This is a genomic window from Psychrobacillus faecigallinarum (assembly GCF_014836595.1).
Classification (GTDB): domain Bacteria; phylum Bacillota; class Bacilli; order Bacillales_A; family Planococcaceae; genus Psychrobacillus; species Psychrobacillus faecigallinarum.
Window position 1 is genome coordinate 468,986 of sequence record NZ_JACSQO010000002.1, and the last position, 17,708, is coordinate 486,693.

The window sequence follows — 17,708 nt, forward strand, 5'->3', positions numbered from 1 at the left end:
TCTCCTTACGCTTGTTGTGTTTCAGCATCCTTTTGTTGTTTATCTAGCTCTTGTTGTGCAAAATACTCAGCAGCAATTTTATCAATTTCGATTTTTAGCTCTTCAACCATTGTTTCCTCGGGAACTTTACGAACAGTTTTACCTTTCCGGAACAAAAGACCTTCTCCTCGTGCACCTGCAATACCTATGTCAGCCTCACGAGCCTCACCAGGTCCGTTTACTGCACATCCTAATACTGCTACTTTAATAGGTGCCTTAATATGAGAAATGTATTCTTCTACTTCATTTGCAATAGAAATTAGGTCTATTTCGATTCGTCCACAAGTCGGACATGATATAAGTGTTGCAGCGTTAGAAGAAAGACCGAATACTTTTAAAAGCTCTCTTGCAACCTTTACTTCTTCAACTGGATCTGCACTTAAAGATACACGCATTGTGTTACCAATACCCATCGCTAGAAGTGTTCCAAGGCCAGCAGCACTTTTAATAGAACCTGCAAACAATGTACCTGACTCAGTGATTCCTAAGTGAAGTGGGTAGTCAAATGCTTCAGAAGCCTTGCGGTAAGCTTCAATTGCTAAGCTAACATCAGAAGCCTTCATCGAAACAATAATGTCATGAAAATCTAAGTCTTCTAGAATTTTTATATGGTGAAGAGCACTTTCTACCATACCATCTGCTGTAGGATAGCCATACTTCTCTAGAATTTTTCTTTCTAGAGAACCAGCATTAACACCGATTCGGATTGGAATACCTTTTGCTTTAGCCGCATTTACTACAGCTTCTACTTTTTCCTTGCGCCCAATGTTACCTGGGTTAATACGAATTTTATCAGCACCTTGTTCGATAGCGATTAGCGCTAATTTATAATCAAAATGGATGTCCACTACTAATGGAATATTAATACGTTTTTTTATCTCGCCGATCGAATAAGCGGCACGTTCATCTGGACAAGCTACACGAACGATTTGACAACCAGCTTCCTCTAGGCGTAAAATTTCCGCCACAGTTGCTTCTACATCATGTGTTTTAGTTGTAGTCATACTTTGGATAAAAAGCTCGTTACTGCCACCTATAGTCAAGTTTCCAACTCGCACAGGACGAGTTTTGGAACGATGAATTATTTCACTCATGAAATTCTCTCCTTCTTGAGGCTTTATGCCGTCACTATCCACCATTTTATCAGTCTTTCAAATGAATTGACAAGGAAGAAACCTCTAATTTTCTTTTTTACAGTTTGTTTGCGATGTATAAACAGGTAAAAGTACTTTTTCTCCTACATGGAATGACTGGTTTTTTAAATGAGGATTTAGCTCATAAAAATCATTTAAACGTTTAGTAAATGAAATATCTTCACTAGTAGGATAAATCGCAAATAAAGAATAGATAGTTTCCCCAGGCATAATCTCTGCAACAATATAGTTAGGAGATTCAATGCACTTCTCCATTTGTATCTCACTCGAATATGCTAATGGGATAGTTCCCTCAAACAAATCTACCTTAATAATATAAAACGAAACAAGTAACGCGATGGTTGCTAAAAATAGTTTCATTAAAAATCCCCCCTAACGAACTCTATGTCGCAGGAGGGAACATTATGCATTATCTCTTGATAGGATAATATTTTAAAGACATAAATAAATAGACAAACGTAATGACATAGATTACTAATTGAAAATAATCATTAGACCATTGCAGTAATGCAAAAAGGATGGAAAGCAACATTGGAACAGTGCTGGCAAATAGAGTCGTTCTCCATAAATGACGATATTCGCCACGTCGTTTTAATAAATGAAGTATTAGGGTACCTATATAGGCAAAGATACTAATACGGACAAATATCAACATAGTATTTAATACAAACAAAAATATAAAAGCGAACGGATAGATCAACCATTGAATATCCGCAAAATATTCAATAAGTCCCTCAACATTTTGTTGTTGTTCTGAAATACCATTTATAAATCCGTAAAAGGAGAAAGCTGTCATTAGAAATACATAGATGAATATGTATTGCATAACCTTTCCAATAGGTATAAGTCGAAATGCCGCAATTTTTTTAGGGCTATGTAAGCTTGCTTTAAATAATTGATATAGATTCATAGATATCACCCTTCCTACTTCATAATATCATCTTCAGAATGAAGAAAACAAAGTAATTTATTTGCTTTGTTAAGATATTGTAAAGAATGGTGAGTATGTGTTTACATAAGCTTAATAATTTCATCATAATAGAAATGTATTAATTTTCCGAAATAGGAGTTGAGCACATCGTGGAATTGAACTGGCAACAAATGCTATTTGAATTTTTTGGGGGACTAGGTATATTTTTGTTCGCCATTAAGTATATGGGTGACGGTTTACAAAAAGCAGCAGGAGAACGGTTAAGAGATATATTAGATCGCTATACTACCAATCCTTTTATGGGGGTTTTAGTTGGTATTATTGTAACCGTATTAATTCAATCTAGTTCAGGTACAACTGTTATTACTGTTGGACTAGTAAGTGCAGGGTTTATGAAGCTGCGACAAGCAATTGGTGTTATTATGGGTGCTAACATAGGAACAACCATTACTGCATTCATCATTGGTTTTGATGTAGGTGGCTATGCACTTCCTATTATGGCTGTAGGAGCTTTTTTAATCTTCTTTTTTAAGAAACATGTTGTACAAAATGTTGGGGAAGTCATTTTTGGATTTGGGGGATTATTTCTAGGTCTTGAATTAATGAGTGGAGGCATGCAGCCTTTAAGAGAGTTAGAGGCGTTTACAGATTTTACACTGGCGATGAGTGACCATCCATTCCTTGGTTTATTGTCAGGAACAATATTTACTCTAATAGTTCAAAGTTCAAGTGCCACCGTTGCTATTCTTCAAGGGCTTTATGCAGAAAATCTACTATCTCTCCAAGGTGCCTTACCAGTTCTTTTCGGGGATAATATAGGAACTACTATTACAGCGATTCTCGCATCTTTAGGTGCTTCTGTTGCTGCAAAGAGAGCTGCAGCGACCCATGTTTTGTTTAATGTAGTAGGTTCAGTAATTTTTATACTTTTATTAATACCGTTTACTATATATATTGAATGGATATCTGGTGTTCTTGATTTAGAGAGTAAAATGCAAATAGCCTTTGCACATGGTTCATTTAACGTGGCAAATACGATTATACAGTTCCCATTAATAGGCGCTTGGGCATATTTAGTAACTAAGTTAATACCGGGAGACGATGTTTCCATTGAATATAAACCAAAACATTTAGATGTTAATTTTATCGAACAGTCACCATCTATCGCAATTGGGCAGGCTAAAGAAGAAATCTTGCGGATGGGCGCTCTAAGTGTTCAAGGTTTAGAGAATACATACGCTTATTTAAAAACAAAAAACAAACGAAATTCTGATCTAGCTTATCAAATAGAGGATGCATTAAATAATTTAGATCAAAAAATTACAGATTATTTAGTGAAAATCTCTTCTCAGCCATTGTCCGATCAAGATTCTGGAAGACATAATATGCTTATGGATACGGTAAGGGATATAGAAAGAATCGGAGACCACTTCGAAAATATTTTGGAGCTAATCGATTATCAAGAGGTTCATCGAATTATTTTAACGGAAGATGCATTGGAAGATGTATCGGAAATGTTTGAACTGACTATACAAACAGTCGAAAAAGCGATAGAGGCTTTGAACAATAACGACGATAAACTTGCGACTGAAGTAGCTGAACAAGAAAATGTTATAGATAAAATGGAAAGACAATATAGAAAAAATCATATTTTACGTGTAAATGAAGGGAAATGCTCGGGTCAAGCTGGTATAATGTTCGTAGACATTTTAAGTAATTTAGAGCGGATCGGAGACCATGCATGTAATGTGGCCGAGGCCGTATTAGGGAGACGTGTATGATAGAGATTATTGGTTGGATTTTAGTTATAGCTAGTTTTATAATAGCTTTTGTTGGTACTTTTTATCCTATTATTCCTTCAGTAGTTTTTATGCTATTGGGTTATATCTTGTATGGATTGTTTTTCTCTTTCAACGAATTGACTTGGCTATTCTGGGCTATTCAAATATTATTTGTCGTTCTTTTGTTTGGAGCAGATATGGCAGCGAACGCATTTGGAGTTAAAAAGTTCGGAGGAACGAAGGCGGGAGTTTGGGGGAGTACAATTGGATTGTTGTTTGGACCATTCGTTATCCCAGTTGCTGGTATAATTATCGGACCCTTCCTGGGAGCTGTTATCGCAGAACTAATAGTGACAAGAGAAGGATTTAAACAAGCGACCAAATCTGGAATAGGTTCTTTAATCGGTTTCCTAACATCCTCTGTTGCTAAAATAGTAATTTTAACAATTATGATTGTAATTTTTGTTTTCTTTATTTAACTCAGTCAAAAGTAGGAGAAAAATTTAGTCTTTTTTATTTGAACGTTTGTTCATATTTTGATACGCTAATAAATGGATAGAAAATTACTATATTATTTCTTAGGAGGAAACTATAATGGCTTACGAATTACCACAATTACCTTACGCTTACGATGCACTTGAACCACATATCGACAAAGAAACGATGAATATTCATCATACGAAGCACCACAATACTTATGTAACTAACTTAAACAATGCAGTTGCAGGAAAAGCTGATTTGGAAAACAAATCTGTTGAAGAACTTATTGCTAACATTGATGCTCTTCCAGAAGACATCAAAACTGCAGTACGTAACAATGGTGGTGGGCATGCTAACCACTCACTATTCTGGCAACTTCTTTCTCCAAACGGCGGAGGAACTCCAACTGGCGAACTAGCTCAAGCAATCGATGCTAAATTCGGTAGCTTTGACGCTTTCAAAGAAGAGTTTGCGAAAGCAGCTACAACTCGTTTCGGTTCAGGCTGGGCTTGGTTATCTGTAGCAAACGGAGAATTAGAAATTTCTTCAACTGCTAACCAAGACTCTCCAATCATGGAAGGTAAAACTCCATTATTAGGTTTAGATGTATGGGAGCATGCATACTACTTAAATTATCAAAACCGTCGTCCTGATTACATTTCTTCTTTCTGGAATGTTGTAAACTGGGACGAAGTTTCAAAACGCTATTCAGCTGCAAAATAATTTTTCCTGCAATAGGAATATATTTTATAAAATGAAACTTAGCACACACTTTTTCGTCTAAAAGTGTGTGCTTTTTATGTTACAATAAAATAAGATAAAATTATTCAACAAGTAGGTGAAATCATGCGAAAAACAACTAAAAAACGTGCACAGAGTATGAAGGCGAAACAAAGAGCAAATCTAACTTTTCGTATGAACATTCTTTTCTTTTCTATTTTTTTACTTTTTACAATTTTAATATTAAGACTGGGCTTCCTTCAAATTGTAAAAGGGGAGAACTATGCACGTGATCTAGAGCGGACCGAGGAAGTAGCTGTTAATACAAGCGTTCCCCGTGGACGATTATATGATAGTGAAGGACGAATATTAGTTGATAATAAGCCTCAAAAGGTAATAACTTATACTAAGATGCAGACAACTACTTCTGCGGATATGTTAAAAACCGCTAAAAAATTGAGCAAGTTAATTGAAAAAGATACGAAAAATATTACAAAAAGCGATCGACAAGACTATTGGTTGCAAAAGAATGACGAAGAAGCTAAAAAACTTGTGACAGATAAAGAAAGACAGGAAATAGAAAATAACGAAGAGTTAACGAAGGCTGAAAAGAATAGAGCAATCGACCGTCTTCAACGTAGTAAGCTTACGGAAGAACAGCTTAATTCCTTTACACCTGAGGAAGAGGAAATTATTGCTATCTATAGAGAAATGGCTACCGGCTACGCATTATCCCCTCAAATTATTAAAGGTGACGAAATGAATAAAGAGGAAGGAGATATACTCGAGGTCACAGCGGAAGAATTTGCAAGAGTTTCTGAGCGTCTAGGTGAGGCGGATATGACAGGTGTAAATACGACAACTGACTGGAGACGAGTAAAAAACTCCACTTTAGCTGTTTTGGGAAGCGTTTCTTCCCCGAAAAAAGGACTTCCTAATGAGCGCCTGAATTATTTCCTATCTAGAGACTACACACGTAATGATCGTGTAGGTACTTCCTATATAGAACAACAGTATGAAGAAGTACTGCAAGGGCAAAAATCTGTTGTAAAAAATATTACAGATGGTAAAGGTCGAGTAATGGATGTAGAAACAGTATACGAAGGAAAGCCCGGAAATGAGCTTGTTCTAACTACAGATAGTCAAGTTCAACTAGAAATGGAAGCTATTGTAGAGAAACAGTTGCTTCAAATGAAAAACAATAGGGGAACGGATTATTTAACCAGTGCTTTTTTAATCATATTAGATCCTTATACTGGTGATGTTCTATCTTTAGTTGGGAAGAAATTAGAAAAAGAAAATGGCAAATGGGTAGCTAATGATTATGCATATGGAGCTTTTAAAACAGGCTATGAGCTTGGCTCCACAGTAAAGCCGGCTACCGTATTGACTGCATATAGAGAAAATGCAATTGAAGTTGGGGAGTATTTAGTCGATGAACCTATTCGAATAAAGGGTTCGAGTCCTAAAAGTTCTGTATTTAATAGAAACGGCAGAATCCGATTAAATGATTTAACGGCATTGGAACGATCCTCCAACGTGTACATGTTTAAGATTGCATATGCATTGGCAGGTAAGACGTATCAGCCAAACCAACCGATTTATTTTGGAGAGGATGCATTTTTGAAAATGCGTAATGGATATGCGCAGATGGGATTGGGAGTTCCAACTGGGATAGATTTACCAGGAGAATCCACTGGTTTTATCGGTCAAAATGAATCTGGTAAATTACTAGATTTAAGTATCGGACAATATGATACTTATACTCCTTTGCAATTAGCTCAATATACTGCAACTATTGCTAATGGCGGTACACGTATACAGCCACATATCGTGAAGGAAATTAGAGAGCCTTCTGAGGATGGGGTAACTCTTGGTAAGTTAGTGAAGGAAATAACTCCTACAGTTTTAAATGTGATAGATAATTCTCAGGAAGAGATTAACCAAGTCCGAAAAGGGATGCAAAGAGTTTACTTTGGAGACAAGGGTACAGGTAGAGGAGCTTTTGGAAGTGCTCCATTCACTGCTGCAGGTAAAACAGGGACTGCTCAATCGTATTATAAAGATAGTACAATGGAGAAATCAGTGCAAACAGTTAACTTAACTCATATTGGCTTCGCCCCATATGATAATCCTGAAATTGCTTATGCGATTGTAGTGCCTCAAGCATTCACTGAATCCACCTATAAAACAAATTATACAAGTGCGATGGCAAGAGAAGTTGTAGATACTTACTTTGATATTCAGAAGAAAAAGAACGAATTAGAAACTAATGATTCTACTTCTACACCTTCTATAAAACCTGCCTTTACAAATGATCAAATCGATGAAAGTGATGAAAAAAATAAAACAGATGAAGAATAATGAAAACTGATCCTAGATGGAAAATCAGACAAAGTACCCCGAGAGTTCGCCTCTCGGGGTACTTTGTCTATTTTTGAAGTTATTTAAGTCAAGTCCTCTTGAATTTTATGTGCGGTACTTCTGTATCCAAAATGAATCTTCAAAAAAGCTACACGCCATATATATTTTAATCTCTTTTATTGTTTATTGCTTCGTAAGTATGCCAATACATATTGAATAATGGTCACTTTAAATAACAAACAGGGTTCAACACTTGGTCTCTCAATAGCAGAGTAAAGATGCTTAAAACTTTCGATACATCTATAGTGATTCTTCCATAAGAAGTAGAAATACGAAGTTGATTAATAACTATAATTTAAACTTAATTCTCTAAAAATTATCTAATTTTAATTTACAAAATATTTACACTACCTTTATACAGACTCAATATCAAAGCCTTAAAGTAAAACTTGTAAGACAGAAAACATACTTTAGGGGGATTTACCTGATGAAAAGCTGGAAGTACTTATTAATGACAACTATGGTAGGATCAGCACTTGCTCTAGGGGCTTGTGGAACAGATTCAACAGAAGAGGCAGAAACGGATACGGAATCCGCATCCTCAGCATCGAAAGATTCTCAAGAAGAAGCTGTCTTAGAAGGAAAAGTTTCTGGAGATGGATCTAGTACAGTAGCACCTATACTGGAAGCAGTAGTTGAAGAATATTCAACAGAGCAATCAAAAGTACAAGTAACAGTCGGGGTATCAGGTACTGGTGGAGGCTTTGAGAAATTCATAGCTGGAGATACAGACTTCTCCAATGCATCACGCCCTATAAAAGAAGAGGAAAAGCAAAAATTAGATGAAGCAGGAGTAGATTTCACGGAGTTCCAAATTGCATATGACGGTTTATCGTTAGTAGTTAACAAAGACAATGATTGGGTTGACTCTTTAACAATAGAAGAATTGAAGAAAATGTGGATTGAAGATGGAACAGAAAAAAAATGGTCTGATATCAATCCGGAGTGGCCAGATGAAAAAATTGTTTTCTATTCACCAGGCACAGACTCTGGTACTTATGACTATTTTGACGAAGTAGTATTAGATGAGGCAGATTTAGTGAAATCTGCACAGCTTTCAGAGGATGACAATGTGCTGGTTCAAGGCGTTCAGGGAGATAAAAATGCAATTGCTTTCTTTGGATATGCTTATTACCTAGCCAACCAAGATACTTTAAAGGTTGTTAAAGTGGAAGGTATTGAACCTACAAACGAAACAATTGAATCTGGTGAATATTCTCCGCTATCTCGTCCATTATTTGTTTATGCTAAAAATAGTGCCATCAAGGAAAATCCAGCATTTTATGATTTCATGAAATACACGATTGAAAAAGCAGGAGAAATGGCAGAAGCAGTAGGTTACGTAAGCCTACCTGAAGAAGAATATGAAAAAGGCTTGGCAGATTTAGAAGCTCTTAAATAAACAGAAGATTTTCATGGAGAAAGACATGAGTAGCTTCCGGCTACTCTTTTCTTTCGTTTGGTAAAAGGGGGATATACAGTGGTACAAAAAAAGATGATGGATGGAACATCAGTTCAAGATCTAATTGCAAAATCTAACAAGAAAAGATCGAAAAAGTTAATAGAGAAGGTTATACCAATAGGTCTTATGCTAATTGCATCGGTCTCTGTCCTTACAACGTTTGGAATCATTCTAACCTTAGTTGTAGAAACTAGTATTTTCTTTTCTAAAGTACCAATAACCGACTTTTTATTAGGTACAGAATGGTTTCCATTTGCTAATACAGAGCAAGTATTCGGAATTCTCCCTTTAATAGCTGGAACTTTAAAGGTAGCATGTATAGCAGGGATTGTAGCTGTGCCCTTTGGTATTGGATCAGCTATTTTCTTAAGTGAATATGCCAGTGATCGTACAAGAAGAATTATCAAACCCATCTTAGAAGTGTTAGCTGGTATTCCAACCATTGTTTATGGTTTTTTTGCTTTAACATTTGTAACACCACTTTTACAGCAGCTTATACCAGATTTAAAAATCTTTAATGCTTTAAGCCCTGGAATTGTCGTTGGAATTATGATTCTGCCAATGATTGCGTCCTTATCAGAGGATGCGATGTCTTCTGTTCCAAAGTCAATCCGAGAAGGGGCCCTGGCGATGGGCTCTACAAAATTGGAGGTTTCCTTGCGGGTTGTATTGCCAGCAGCATTATCTGGAATTATAGCCTCTATCGTGCTTGCACTGTCTAGAGCAATCGGTGAAACGATGATTGTATCTTTAGCAGGTGGGTCTACACCAAAGTTTGATTGGAATGTAACCGAATCTATTCAAACAATGACAGCCTATATTGTTCAAGTTTCCTCGGGTGATGCTGGCTATGGAACAACCATCTATTATTCCATTTACGCAGTGGGCTTCACATTGTTCTTATTTACACTTTTCATGAACTACTTAGCTCACGTTATTTCGAAAAAGTTTCGGGAGGAATATTAAATGAGATACGTGGATCATGAGTCAGTGATTAAGAGAATGACAGGAAGACTAACATTAAATAGAATTTTTAAGTTTATCTTTTTTTTAGCTACTATGTTTGCGTTATTAGCATTAGGTATATTATTTTATCGAATAATCTCACAAGGCATTGGTTATATAACCCCTGAATTTTTCAATAATTTTGGCTCTCGTTTTCCTGAAAAAGCTGGTATAAAGGCGGCTTTAGTTGGTTCTATTTGGTTAATGTGTGTGGTTGCTCCAGTTTCCTTAATATTAGGAGTAGGGACAGCAATCTATCTTGAGGAATACGCAAAGAAAAACAAATGGAATGATTTTATTCGAATGAATATATCCAATTTAGCTGGAGTTCCTTCTGTAGTTTTTGGTCTACTCGGTTTAACAATTTTCGTCCGTGCGTTGGCATTAGGGAATAGTATCTTGGCAGCAGGATTTACAATGAGTTTACTAATATTACCGGTCATTATCGTTGCTTCACAGGAGGCAATTCGTGCAGTTCCAACAGAGGTAAGAGAAGCTTCCTATGGAATGGGAGCAACCAAATGGCAAACCATTTTAAAAATAGTTCTTCCTTCAGCCATTCCTGGCATTCTAACAGGAGCAATATTAGCATTGTCTCGTGCAGTTGGAGAAACAGCTCCTTTAGTAGTAATTGGAGTTCCTGTAATTATCCACTTTCTTCCTGATGGAGTAATGAGTCAGTTCACTGCACTTCCTATGCAGATTTATGATTGGGCTAAAAGACCACAGTTAGATTTTCAATATGTAGCTTCTGCAGGGATTTTAGTATTAATGATGTTTTTATTGATCATGAACTCAATAGCAATCTTTATAAGGAACAAATTCCAAAAACGTTATTAGGGGGACTCTTAAATGCTTAAAACTAAAACGACCAAACATACAACGAATCAGTCAATATCTAAAATTGTATACGATACACAAGGACTAAATTTATGGTATGGTACTCATCATGCTTTAAAAAATATAAACCTTCAGATTCATGAAAACGAAGTAACAGCTATTATTGGACCTTCAGGCTGTGGTAAATCTACGTATATTAAAACGTTGAATAGAATGGTAGAATTAGTACCAACAGTAAAAACATCCGGACATATTATATATAGAGATAGAAACATCCTTGACGCAGGCTATGGAGTAGAGGAATTGAGAACAAGGGTAGGTATGGTTTTTCAAAAGCCTAATCCTTTTCCAAAGTCCATCTATGACAATATCGCCTATGGTCCAAGAATCCACGGCATTAAAAACAAGAAATTACTAGATGAAATTGTAGAAAAGAGTCTTCGTGGAGCAGCTATATGGGATGAGGTAAAGGACCGATTAAATACGAATGCATATAGTTTGTCAGGTGGCCAACAGCAAAGAATTTGTATTGCTCGTTGTCTAGCGATTGAACCTGACGTAATACTAATGGATGAACCTACATCTGCGCTTGATCCTATCTCTACATTAAAGGTAGAGGAGCTAATCCAGGAGTTAAAAAAGGATTATTCTATTATCATCGTGACACACAATATGCAACAAGCAGCTAGAATTTCTGATAAAACGGCATTTTTCTTAAATGGAGAAGTAATTGAGTTTGACAAAACGGATGTTATCTTTTCAACTCCGGAGGATAAAAGAACAGAGGATTATATTTCAGGACGTTTCGGATAAAAGAAAGGGGTCAAATGATTATGGTAGGAAGAGAGAAGTTTGATGCGGAACTTAAACATGTCCAGCAGCTTTTGTTAGAAATGAGTAATACGGCTATTCAAACGATTGACAAAGCGATGGATTATTTGCTGGCTAATGATATTGAAGGCGCATTAACCATTATAAATAATGACATCCATATTAACCGTATGGAAGAAGAAATTAATGATCGAGTAATTTTATTGATTGCAAAGCAACAGCCAGTAGCTACAGACTTACGAAGACTTATGGTGTTGGTGAAGATTGCAGCCGATATGGAACGTATTGGGGACTATGCAGTTAATATTGCAAAAGAAACCATACGCATAGGAAAAGATGAGCATATAGCTCCTATTCATCTGTTAGATGAGATGCGAGTAAAAACTATCTCGATGTTAGAACAAACCTTAACAGCTTTTATCAAAGAAGATATGGAAGAGGCAAAAGCCATCGCAAAGCTAGATGATGAAGTTGATGAAATGTATGGGCACGCGATTAAAACCTTATTAGCAGTAGGAGTAAACGAACCAGCTCATCTTAGTCAAGTGACACAGCTCTCCTTTGTGTGTCGTTACTTAGAAAGATCCGCGGATCATGCTACTAACATGGCAGAACGTCTTTTATATTTATTAAAAGGAAGACATTACGAGTTAAACAACTAATCAGACGTTTTATAATAAGAAGTAAGGTAGGCATCCCATTTATAGGATGTCTACCTTTTAGTTTGTTATCAGCTCAGTTATTTGCTTGATGGTCATTTTGGAATCCACTTCATACGTTCCTATTTGAATTCGTGAAGACAATCCTTGGTCAACAATATAATTTTCAAAATCCATTTTATTTTGAATAACTCCTGCTTCTTCTAATACTAAACTAATATCAGAAGAGGTCATACCAGACTTTATAGCTAAGCTAAAAGTATTAACAGTAGGGGAGGAAACTTCTTGTTTGCTTACCTCTGTTTCATTCTGTTTAGGTTGTTCCTTTTGAGCATTGTTTAAATTGAGCTGCAGCTGGGCAAGTTGTTTTTTTACCTCAGACAGCTCTTGTTGTGATTGTTTATATGCTTGTGCGTCGCCTGCTGAAGAAATATCTTCATTAGATAATCTGTGCTCTAATTGTATAATTGTGCCTGCTAGGAATAATCCGATACCTAAAAAGCGTATGGCTGTTTTTTTCATTAGCGTGTACCACCAATCACAGATTTAACTTCTTCAACTGTCAAAGAGGAGCGGCTACTAATGTCCTTTAAAGAATACCCCTGTTTATGTAGTTCTAACACCTGGTTTTTAATGATTGCATGAACTACTGGTTTTGTAGCAACATTTTTTTTAGGTGCTGTCTTTATTGGATCAATTAGCAATTCCTCTTCGATTACCTTTAATCTACGTTTTAGAGCGCTCGTTTCTTGATAGAGAGTAAAAGAAAGATCCTCGACCTCGGCCTCCACTTTTTTTGAACCATCTTTGATAAAGAAAGAAAGTGCCATTAAAATTATTCCAATGATTATTATAATGATAGAAAAGTCCATAATTTTCACCTCAAATTTAAATATCCTGTACTCATACTACCATATCCTAAAAAACTTTAAACAAATTCTTCTATAATATTGTAGATTTTCTTCAATTGTGTGCTATAATTGGTTAGTCGTATAAATCATGCTCAAGTTTTATATTTAATCCTGGCAAAGAGTGGGAGGGACAACCATGCGCGTTAATATTACATTAGCTTGTACAGATTGCGGAGAGCGCAACTATATTTCTAAGAAAAACAAGCGTAACAATCCAGAACGTCTTGAACTTAAAAAATATTGCTCTCGTGAAAAGAAAATGACTCTTCATAGAGAAACTAAATAATAACCTAAACCAAAACCATAAAGGTTTTGGTTTTTTTCTTCGCAAATAGATGCTATTGGAGGTATTAAAATGTCCAAACAATTAATGAGAAAAAACATGAAGGATAAACTGTCTAGATTAGACAGCGACTTATACATATTATATTCCGAGCAAATTAAAACAAATTTTATAAAGGAAATTTCATCCTTAAATGTTCGTACTATTGGATTAACCATATCAGCTTTCCCAGAGGTAAATACTGAAGGGATTATACATGCTCTTTGGGAGTTGGGAAGAACAGTTGTTGTGCCAAAATGTACTCCGCAGGATCGTTCGATGACCTTTTATCGTATAGAAGACTACAATCAACTGGAGACCGTTTATATGAATTTAAAAGAGCCTAATCCTAAATTGACCACAGCAGTTGAACCAAGTTCAATTGACTTGCTAATAGTGCCTGGAATTGTGTATAGTAAATCAGGGTATAGGATAGGATATGGCGGAGGATATTATGACCGTTTCTTATCCAATTACAAGGGAAAGTCTATGTCTTTGGCTTTTGACATGCAATTAGTTGATGAAATTGTGTCAGAAGACTTTGATCTTCCAGTAGATAGCATTATTACCGAGCGTACAACAATAATGTGTAAGGAAAATAGGGAGATGGGTGGATTAACTTGAAATCCGTATATGATGTTATGCAACTGTTAAAACGCTTTGGGATATTTGTATATACAAAAGACCGAATCGCGGATCTTGAAATAATGGAAGAAGAAATAAAAGAACTGTATTCTATGCAGATGATTGAAGCACAAGATTTTCAACTAGCCATTTTGTTATTAAGACAGGAAAAAGGTAAATTAAGTAAGTCTTTATAACTACAAATGCTATATGAATATGTGATAAAAAAGCTATCTTCTAAATTAAATGAAACTTATTAGGTTTTAATCCGTCTAACATAGGGTAAGTAAAAATAGGTTTTGTAAATTTATATTAAAATTCCATTTCATTAATATTGATTTATTTTGATGAAAGGATTAATATATACACTGTTACTTTTACTCATAGAAAGAGTGAATAGGGGAGGATGTAGGCAATGAAGAAAACCTGGCCAACACATTCTATTCTTGTAATTGCAATTGTGGCAACGTGGATAAAAACGTATACTGTGTACCACACGAGCTTTGATATGAAAATCGAGAATATAATGCAACAATTTATTTTATTTATTAACCCTTTAAGCTTTTTGCTTATCGTTTATGGAATTTCGTTATTTTACAAATCCACGAAGGCCAGAAATAGACATATAGTAGTTGTTAGTGTGATACTTTCAATAGTACTTTATGCAAACGCAGTTTTTTATCGTTTCTTTACAGATTTCATCACCATACCAGTCTTGTTCCAAACAAGTAACTTTGGTGATTTGGGATCTTCAGCTGCAGCAAGTATCTTCTTGACTGATATCTTCTATTTCACTGATGTTGCGATTATTTTAATAGCAATTAAATGGTTAAAAATAGGTGAAAAAAGTAAGGTTATTAAAGCTTCAACTAGAAGAGCGTATTTTGTACTTTCTGCTGCTATTCTATTTTTAAATTTAGGGCTTGCTGAAATTGAAAGACCACAGCTTCTAACAAGAAGCTTTGACCGTGAAATGCTAGTAAAAAATCTTGGTTCATATAACTACCACTTATACGACATCTTTATTCAGTCTAAGTCACACGCACAGCGTGCACTTGCAGATGGAAGTGAATTAGTCGAAGTTAATAACTATGTACGTTCAAACCAAGCAGATCCAAATGAAAAAACGTTTGGTTTAGCTGAGGATAGAAATCTTATTGTTGTTTCGATGGAATCTTTACAATCCTTCGTATTAAATAACGATATGAACGGACATGAGGTAACACCGTTTTTAAATTCTCTAACAAATGATAAGGATACTTTTTACTTCTCCAATTTCTATCATCAAACTGGTTTAGGTAAAACGTCCGATTCAGAATTTTTAGTAGAGAACTCTCTTTATGGTTTAGGCGGAGGAGCAGTATTTTTTACACACGGAGAAAATACATTTCATTCAATGGCTGAACGTTTAAATGACGAAGGTTACTTTACAAATGTTATGCATGCAAACAAGAAAAGCTTTTGGAACCGTGATATGATGTATCAGTCACTTAACATTCAAAAGTTCTATGATGTCATGAGTTATGATGTGAATGATGATAATTCAGTAAACTGGGGTCTTAAGGACATTCCCTTCCTAGAGCAATCTGTCGACTTAATGACAGACATGCCACAACCTTTTTATTCACGTTTAATCACTTTAACTAATCACCATCCTTTTACATTAGATGAAGAAGATATGTTAATACCTGAATATGATTCGAACTCTGGAACACTAAATAGATATTTCCAATCAGTTCGTTATATGGACGAATCCTTAAAAATATTCTTTGATGATTTAAAAGAAAAAGGATTATATGATAATTCTATTATTGTAATGTATGGTGATCATTATGGAATTTCTGAAAATCATAATGCTGCAATGTCACAGTATTTAGGTAAAGAGATTACTCCATATGAATCTGCTAAATTACAAAGTGTACCGATGTTTATCCATATCCCAAATAGTGGAGCTGGAGAAGAAGTGAGTGAAATTTCAGGGCAAATTGATTTGCGACCTACAATCTTACATTTGTTAGGTGTTGAAACGAACAAAGATATGCAACTAGGTGCAGACATTTTTTCTGAAGATCATGAGGAATTTGTTATTAACAGAAATGGTGGATTTATTACTGAGGACTACGTATATGCTGGAAACACTTGTTATGAGAATGGTTCAGGTATAGAGGTAGATGTGGAAAACTGTCAGACGTATATTGACAGAGCTACTCAGGAGCTAGGTTACTCCGATAAAATTATCAATGGAGACTTACTACGATTTTATGATTTAAAAACTGGTAACCTCTTGATTGATGAAACTAAAGAGTCGGCAAAATAGGTTATTTTTAAAAGCACAGACAAAAAAGTCTGTGCTTTTTTATGAAACAAAAGTCTATTTGAAACGTCTAATTTGTAAGGTGAGGGGGGAGATTGTTGAAAAAAATTGTGTTCTTGATTTTTTGTGTAATTCTACTACAAGCGTGTAAAGAAAAAGAGCAGCCATCGGTAGAAACCCCTGATGACGTCTCCCAGCAACAAACCCCAGTTAAAGAAGTACAAAATGAGTCCAATGAAACAAAAATGCCATCAATCCACTTGGAGCGTTCAAAATTTCACAGCGTGGTCGGTTGGTTGTCAGATGATGAAATTTTATTTGTTTTAGTAGATAAAGGTCATTGGATATTGAAGTCTTACTCGATATCTAAAGAGGAATGGAAAGAAATTTATAGAACGAACGTCCCAATTATACAAGGGAAAATTCACCCGAACAAGGAAATGATTCTATTACATACTTCTAACAATTCTTCATCTGCAGAGGTGCAATTATTACATAAAAGTGGAGTTGTAGAACAAAGTCTCTCCTTTGAATCAGCAGAGCTTTATATGGATTGGCATCCAACTAACTCTAATTTAATAGTGTTCTCTACGTTTTATGAGGACTGGACTTATAATGCTTTTGTTTATGAAGGGTCTACACAAGAATTGAAAGCTATAGATGTTGAAAATCCTTTTGTTAAATGGTTTGATGAGGAAAATTTAATGGTCTTCGACTGGAGTGGATCGAGCTTAGATGGTAGTTCATTGAAACTTTATTCAACAGCTGATCATGAGATTCAAGATACAAAATGGGAACATATAATAGATGTCCAGAACTTTGGTGAATCTATGTTATATATCCAAGTAGATGAAGAAAAGATGGAATTTAAGTATCACTTAGAAGACAAAAATAGTGGGGAAATGTTTGAATGGGTCTCTCCTGCAGTAAGTAATTATTCAGAATGGGTAATTCCTACAATATCGATAACTTCCCCAAACAGTTTCATTGCTTTTCAATCAAAAAAGGCAGGGAATATGGACGAAACGAACGAAAAAAGTATTATAGCAGGCTACACAGTAAAAGGGGAAGAGTTATTTGGCGATATTAACGAGCGTCCAATAGACTGTTCACCGAGTGGTAAGGTTTGTTTAGGTGGACATGAGAAAGAGCAATGGATTTCATTGAAACCTCTAAAAGAAGCAAAATGGTTAAATATAATCGAATAGAAA

At 35.5% G+C, this 17,708-nt stretch carries 19 protein-coding genes; 14 read left to right on the top strand and 5 right to left on the bottom strand.

All coding sequences use genetic code 11. From position 1 onward, the window contains the following. Positions 1-5 precede the first annotated feature (5 nt). From ispG to H9650_RS07005, 3 genes are all read right to left on the bottom strand, one after another. A complete protein-coding gene (ispG, locus tag H9650_RS06995) occupies positions 6-1,133 on the bottom strand; it encodes a flavodoxin-dependent (E)-4-hydroxy-3-methylbut-2-enyl-diphosphate synthase (protein WP_144535927.1) in 1,128 nt (375 codons plus the stop codon). A gap of 84 nt (positions 1,134-1,217) precedes the next feature. Continuing rightward, on the bottom strand, positions 1,218-1,553 hold the full coding sequence (locus H9650_RS07000; protein WP_144535929.1) for a hypothetical protein: 336 nt from the start codon (positions 1,551-1,553) through the stop codon (positions 1,218-1,220). Between the two features lie 49 nt (positions 1,554-1,602). After that, the gene (locus tag H9650_RS07005; RefSeq protein WP_154310652.1) at positions 1,603-2,103 is read right to left on the bottom strand and encodes a DUF1189 family protein; all 501 of its coding nucleotides are present in this window, start codon (positions 2,101-2,103) and stop codon (positions 1,603-1,605) included. Between the two features lie 170 nt (positions 2,104-2,273). On the opposite strand from H9650_RS07005, the gene H9650_RS07010 reads away from it, so the two are divergent. The 9 genes from H9650_RS07010 to phoU all read left to right on the top strand — a co-directional run bounded on the left by H9650_RS07010 (position 2,274) and on the right by phoU (position 12,329). Next, a complete protein-coding gene (locus H9650_RS07010; protein ID WP_318245393.1) occupies positions 2,274-3,905 on the top strand; it encodes a Na/Pi cotransporter family protein in 1,632 nt (543 codons plus the stop codon). Beyond that, positions 3,905-4,384 carry a DUF456 domain-containing protein gene (locus H9650_RS07015; protein WP_144537147.1) on the top strand — a complete coding sequence of 160 codons (480 nt, stop codon included), beginning with the start codon at positions 3,905-3,907 and terminating at the stop codon, positions 4,382-4,384. The genes H9650_RS07010 and H9650_RS07015 overlap by 1 nt, the downstream gene beginning before the upstream one ends. A 115-nt stretch (positions 4,385-4,499) precedes the next feature. Further along, the gene (locus tag H9650_RS07020) at positions 4,500-5,108 is read left to right on the top strand and encodes a superoxide dismutase (protein ID WP_144535934.1); all 609 of its coding nucleotides are present in this window, start codon (positions 4,500-4,502) and stop codon (positions 5,106-5,108) included. 123 nt (positions 5,109-5,231) lie between these two features. Continuing rightward, positions 5,232-7,469: a peptidoglycan D,D-transpeptidase FtsI family protein gene (locus tag H9650_RS07025; protein WP_144535936.1), complete on the top strand. Its 2,238-nt coding sequence runs from the start codon at positions 5,232-5,234 to the stop codon at positions 7,467-7,469. A gap of 487 nt (positions 7,470-7,956) precedes the next feature. Next, a complete protein-coding gene (locus H9650_RS07030; protein ID WP_151109447.1) occupies positions 7,957-8,931 on the top strand; it encodes a PstS family phosphate ABC transporter substrate-binding protein in 975 nt (324 codons plus the stop codon). A gap of 93 nt (positions 8,932-9,024) precedes the next feature. After that, positions 9,025-9,957: a phosphate ABC transporter permease subunit PstC gene (gene pstC, locus H9650_RS07035; protein ID WP_151113636.1), complete on the top strand. Its 933-nt coding sequence runs from the start codon at positions 9,025-9,027 to the stop codon at positions 9,955-9,957. Then, a complete protein-coding gene (gene pstA / locus H9650_RS07040) occupies positions 9,958-10,836 on the top strand; it encodes a phosphate ABC transporter permease PstA (RefSeq protein WP_144535939.1) in 879 nt (292 codons plus the stop codon). A 12-nt stretch (positions 10,837-10,848) separates the two neighbouring features. Beyond that, complete coding sequence (gene pstB / locus H9650_RS07045) at positions 10,849-11,649, top strand: phosphate ABC transporter ATP-binding protein PstB (protein ID WP_191696864.1); 801 nt, start codon at positions 10,849-10,851, stop codon at positions 11,647-11,649. Positions 11,650-11,669: 20 nt separating this feature from the next. Beyond that, complete coding sequence (phoU, locus tag H9650_RS07050) at positions 11,670-12,329, top strand: phosphate signaling complex protein PhoU (protein WP_154310655.1); 660 nt, start codon at positions 11,670-11,672, stop codon at positions 12,327-12,329. 57 nt (positions 12,330-12,386) lie between these two features. Here phoU and H9650_RS07055 read toward each other — a convergent pair whose 3' ends face one another. Then, positions 12,387-12,848, bottom strand: coding sequence for an endolytic transglycosylase MltG (locus H9650_RS07055; protein WP_191696865.1), 462 nt, complete (start codon positions 12,846-12,848; stop codon positions 12,387-12,389). Then, positions 12,848-13,198 carry a hypothetical protein gene (locus H9650_RS07060; RefSeq protein ID WP_144535947.1) on the bottom strand — a complete coding sequence of 117 codons (351 nt, stop codon included), beginning with the start codon at positions 13,196-13,198 and terminating at the stop codon, positions 12,848-12,850. Before H9650_RS07060 ends, H9650_RS07055 begins: the two co-directional genes overlap by 1 nt. A 175-nt stretch (positions 13,199-13,373) precedes the next feature. Between H9650_RS07060 and rpmG the strand changes: the two genes are divergently transcribed. From rpmG to H9650_RS07085, 5 genes are all read left to right on the top strand, one after another. After that, positions 13,374-13,523, top strand: coding sequence for a 50S ribosomal protein L33 (rpmG, locus tag H9650_RS07065; RefSeq protein WP_053588882.1), 150 nt, complete (start codon positions 13,374-13,376; stop codon positions 13,521-13,523). A gap of 69 nt (positions 13,524-13,592) precedes the next feature. After that, the gene (locus H9650_RS07070) at positions 13,593-14,183 is read left to right on the top strand and encodes a 5-formyltetrahydrofolate cyclo-ligase (RefSeq protein ID WP_144535949.1); all 591 of its coding nucleotides are present in this window, start codon (positions 13,593-13,595) and stop codon (positions 14,181-14,183) included. Beyond that, positions 14,180-14,380 carry a YqgQ family protein gene (locus tag H9650_RS07075; RefSeq protein WP_151109459.1) on the top strand — a complete coding sequence of 67 codons (201 nt, stop codon included), beginning with the start codon at positions 14,180-14,182 and terminating at the stop codon, positions 14,378-14,380. Before H9650_RS07070 ends, H9650_RS07075 begins: the two co-directional genes overlap by 4 nt. Before the next feature lie 218 nt (positions 14,381-14,598). Next, positions 14,599-16,500 (top strand): LTA synthase family protein, encoded by a 1,902-nt coding sequence (locus H9650_RS07080; RefSeq protein WP_144535953.1) that lies wholly within the window; start codon positions 14,599-14,601, stop codon positions 16,498-16,500. Between the two features lie 95 nt (positions 16,501-16,595). Further along, entirely contained in the window at positions 16,596-17,705 is a 1,110-nt protein-coding gene (locus tag H9650_RS07085; RefSeq protein ID WP_144535955.1) for a YqgU-like beta propeller domain-containing protein, read from the top strand. The last annotated feature ends 3 nt before the right edge of the window (positions 17,706-17,708 follow it).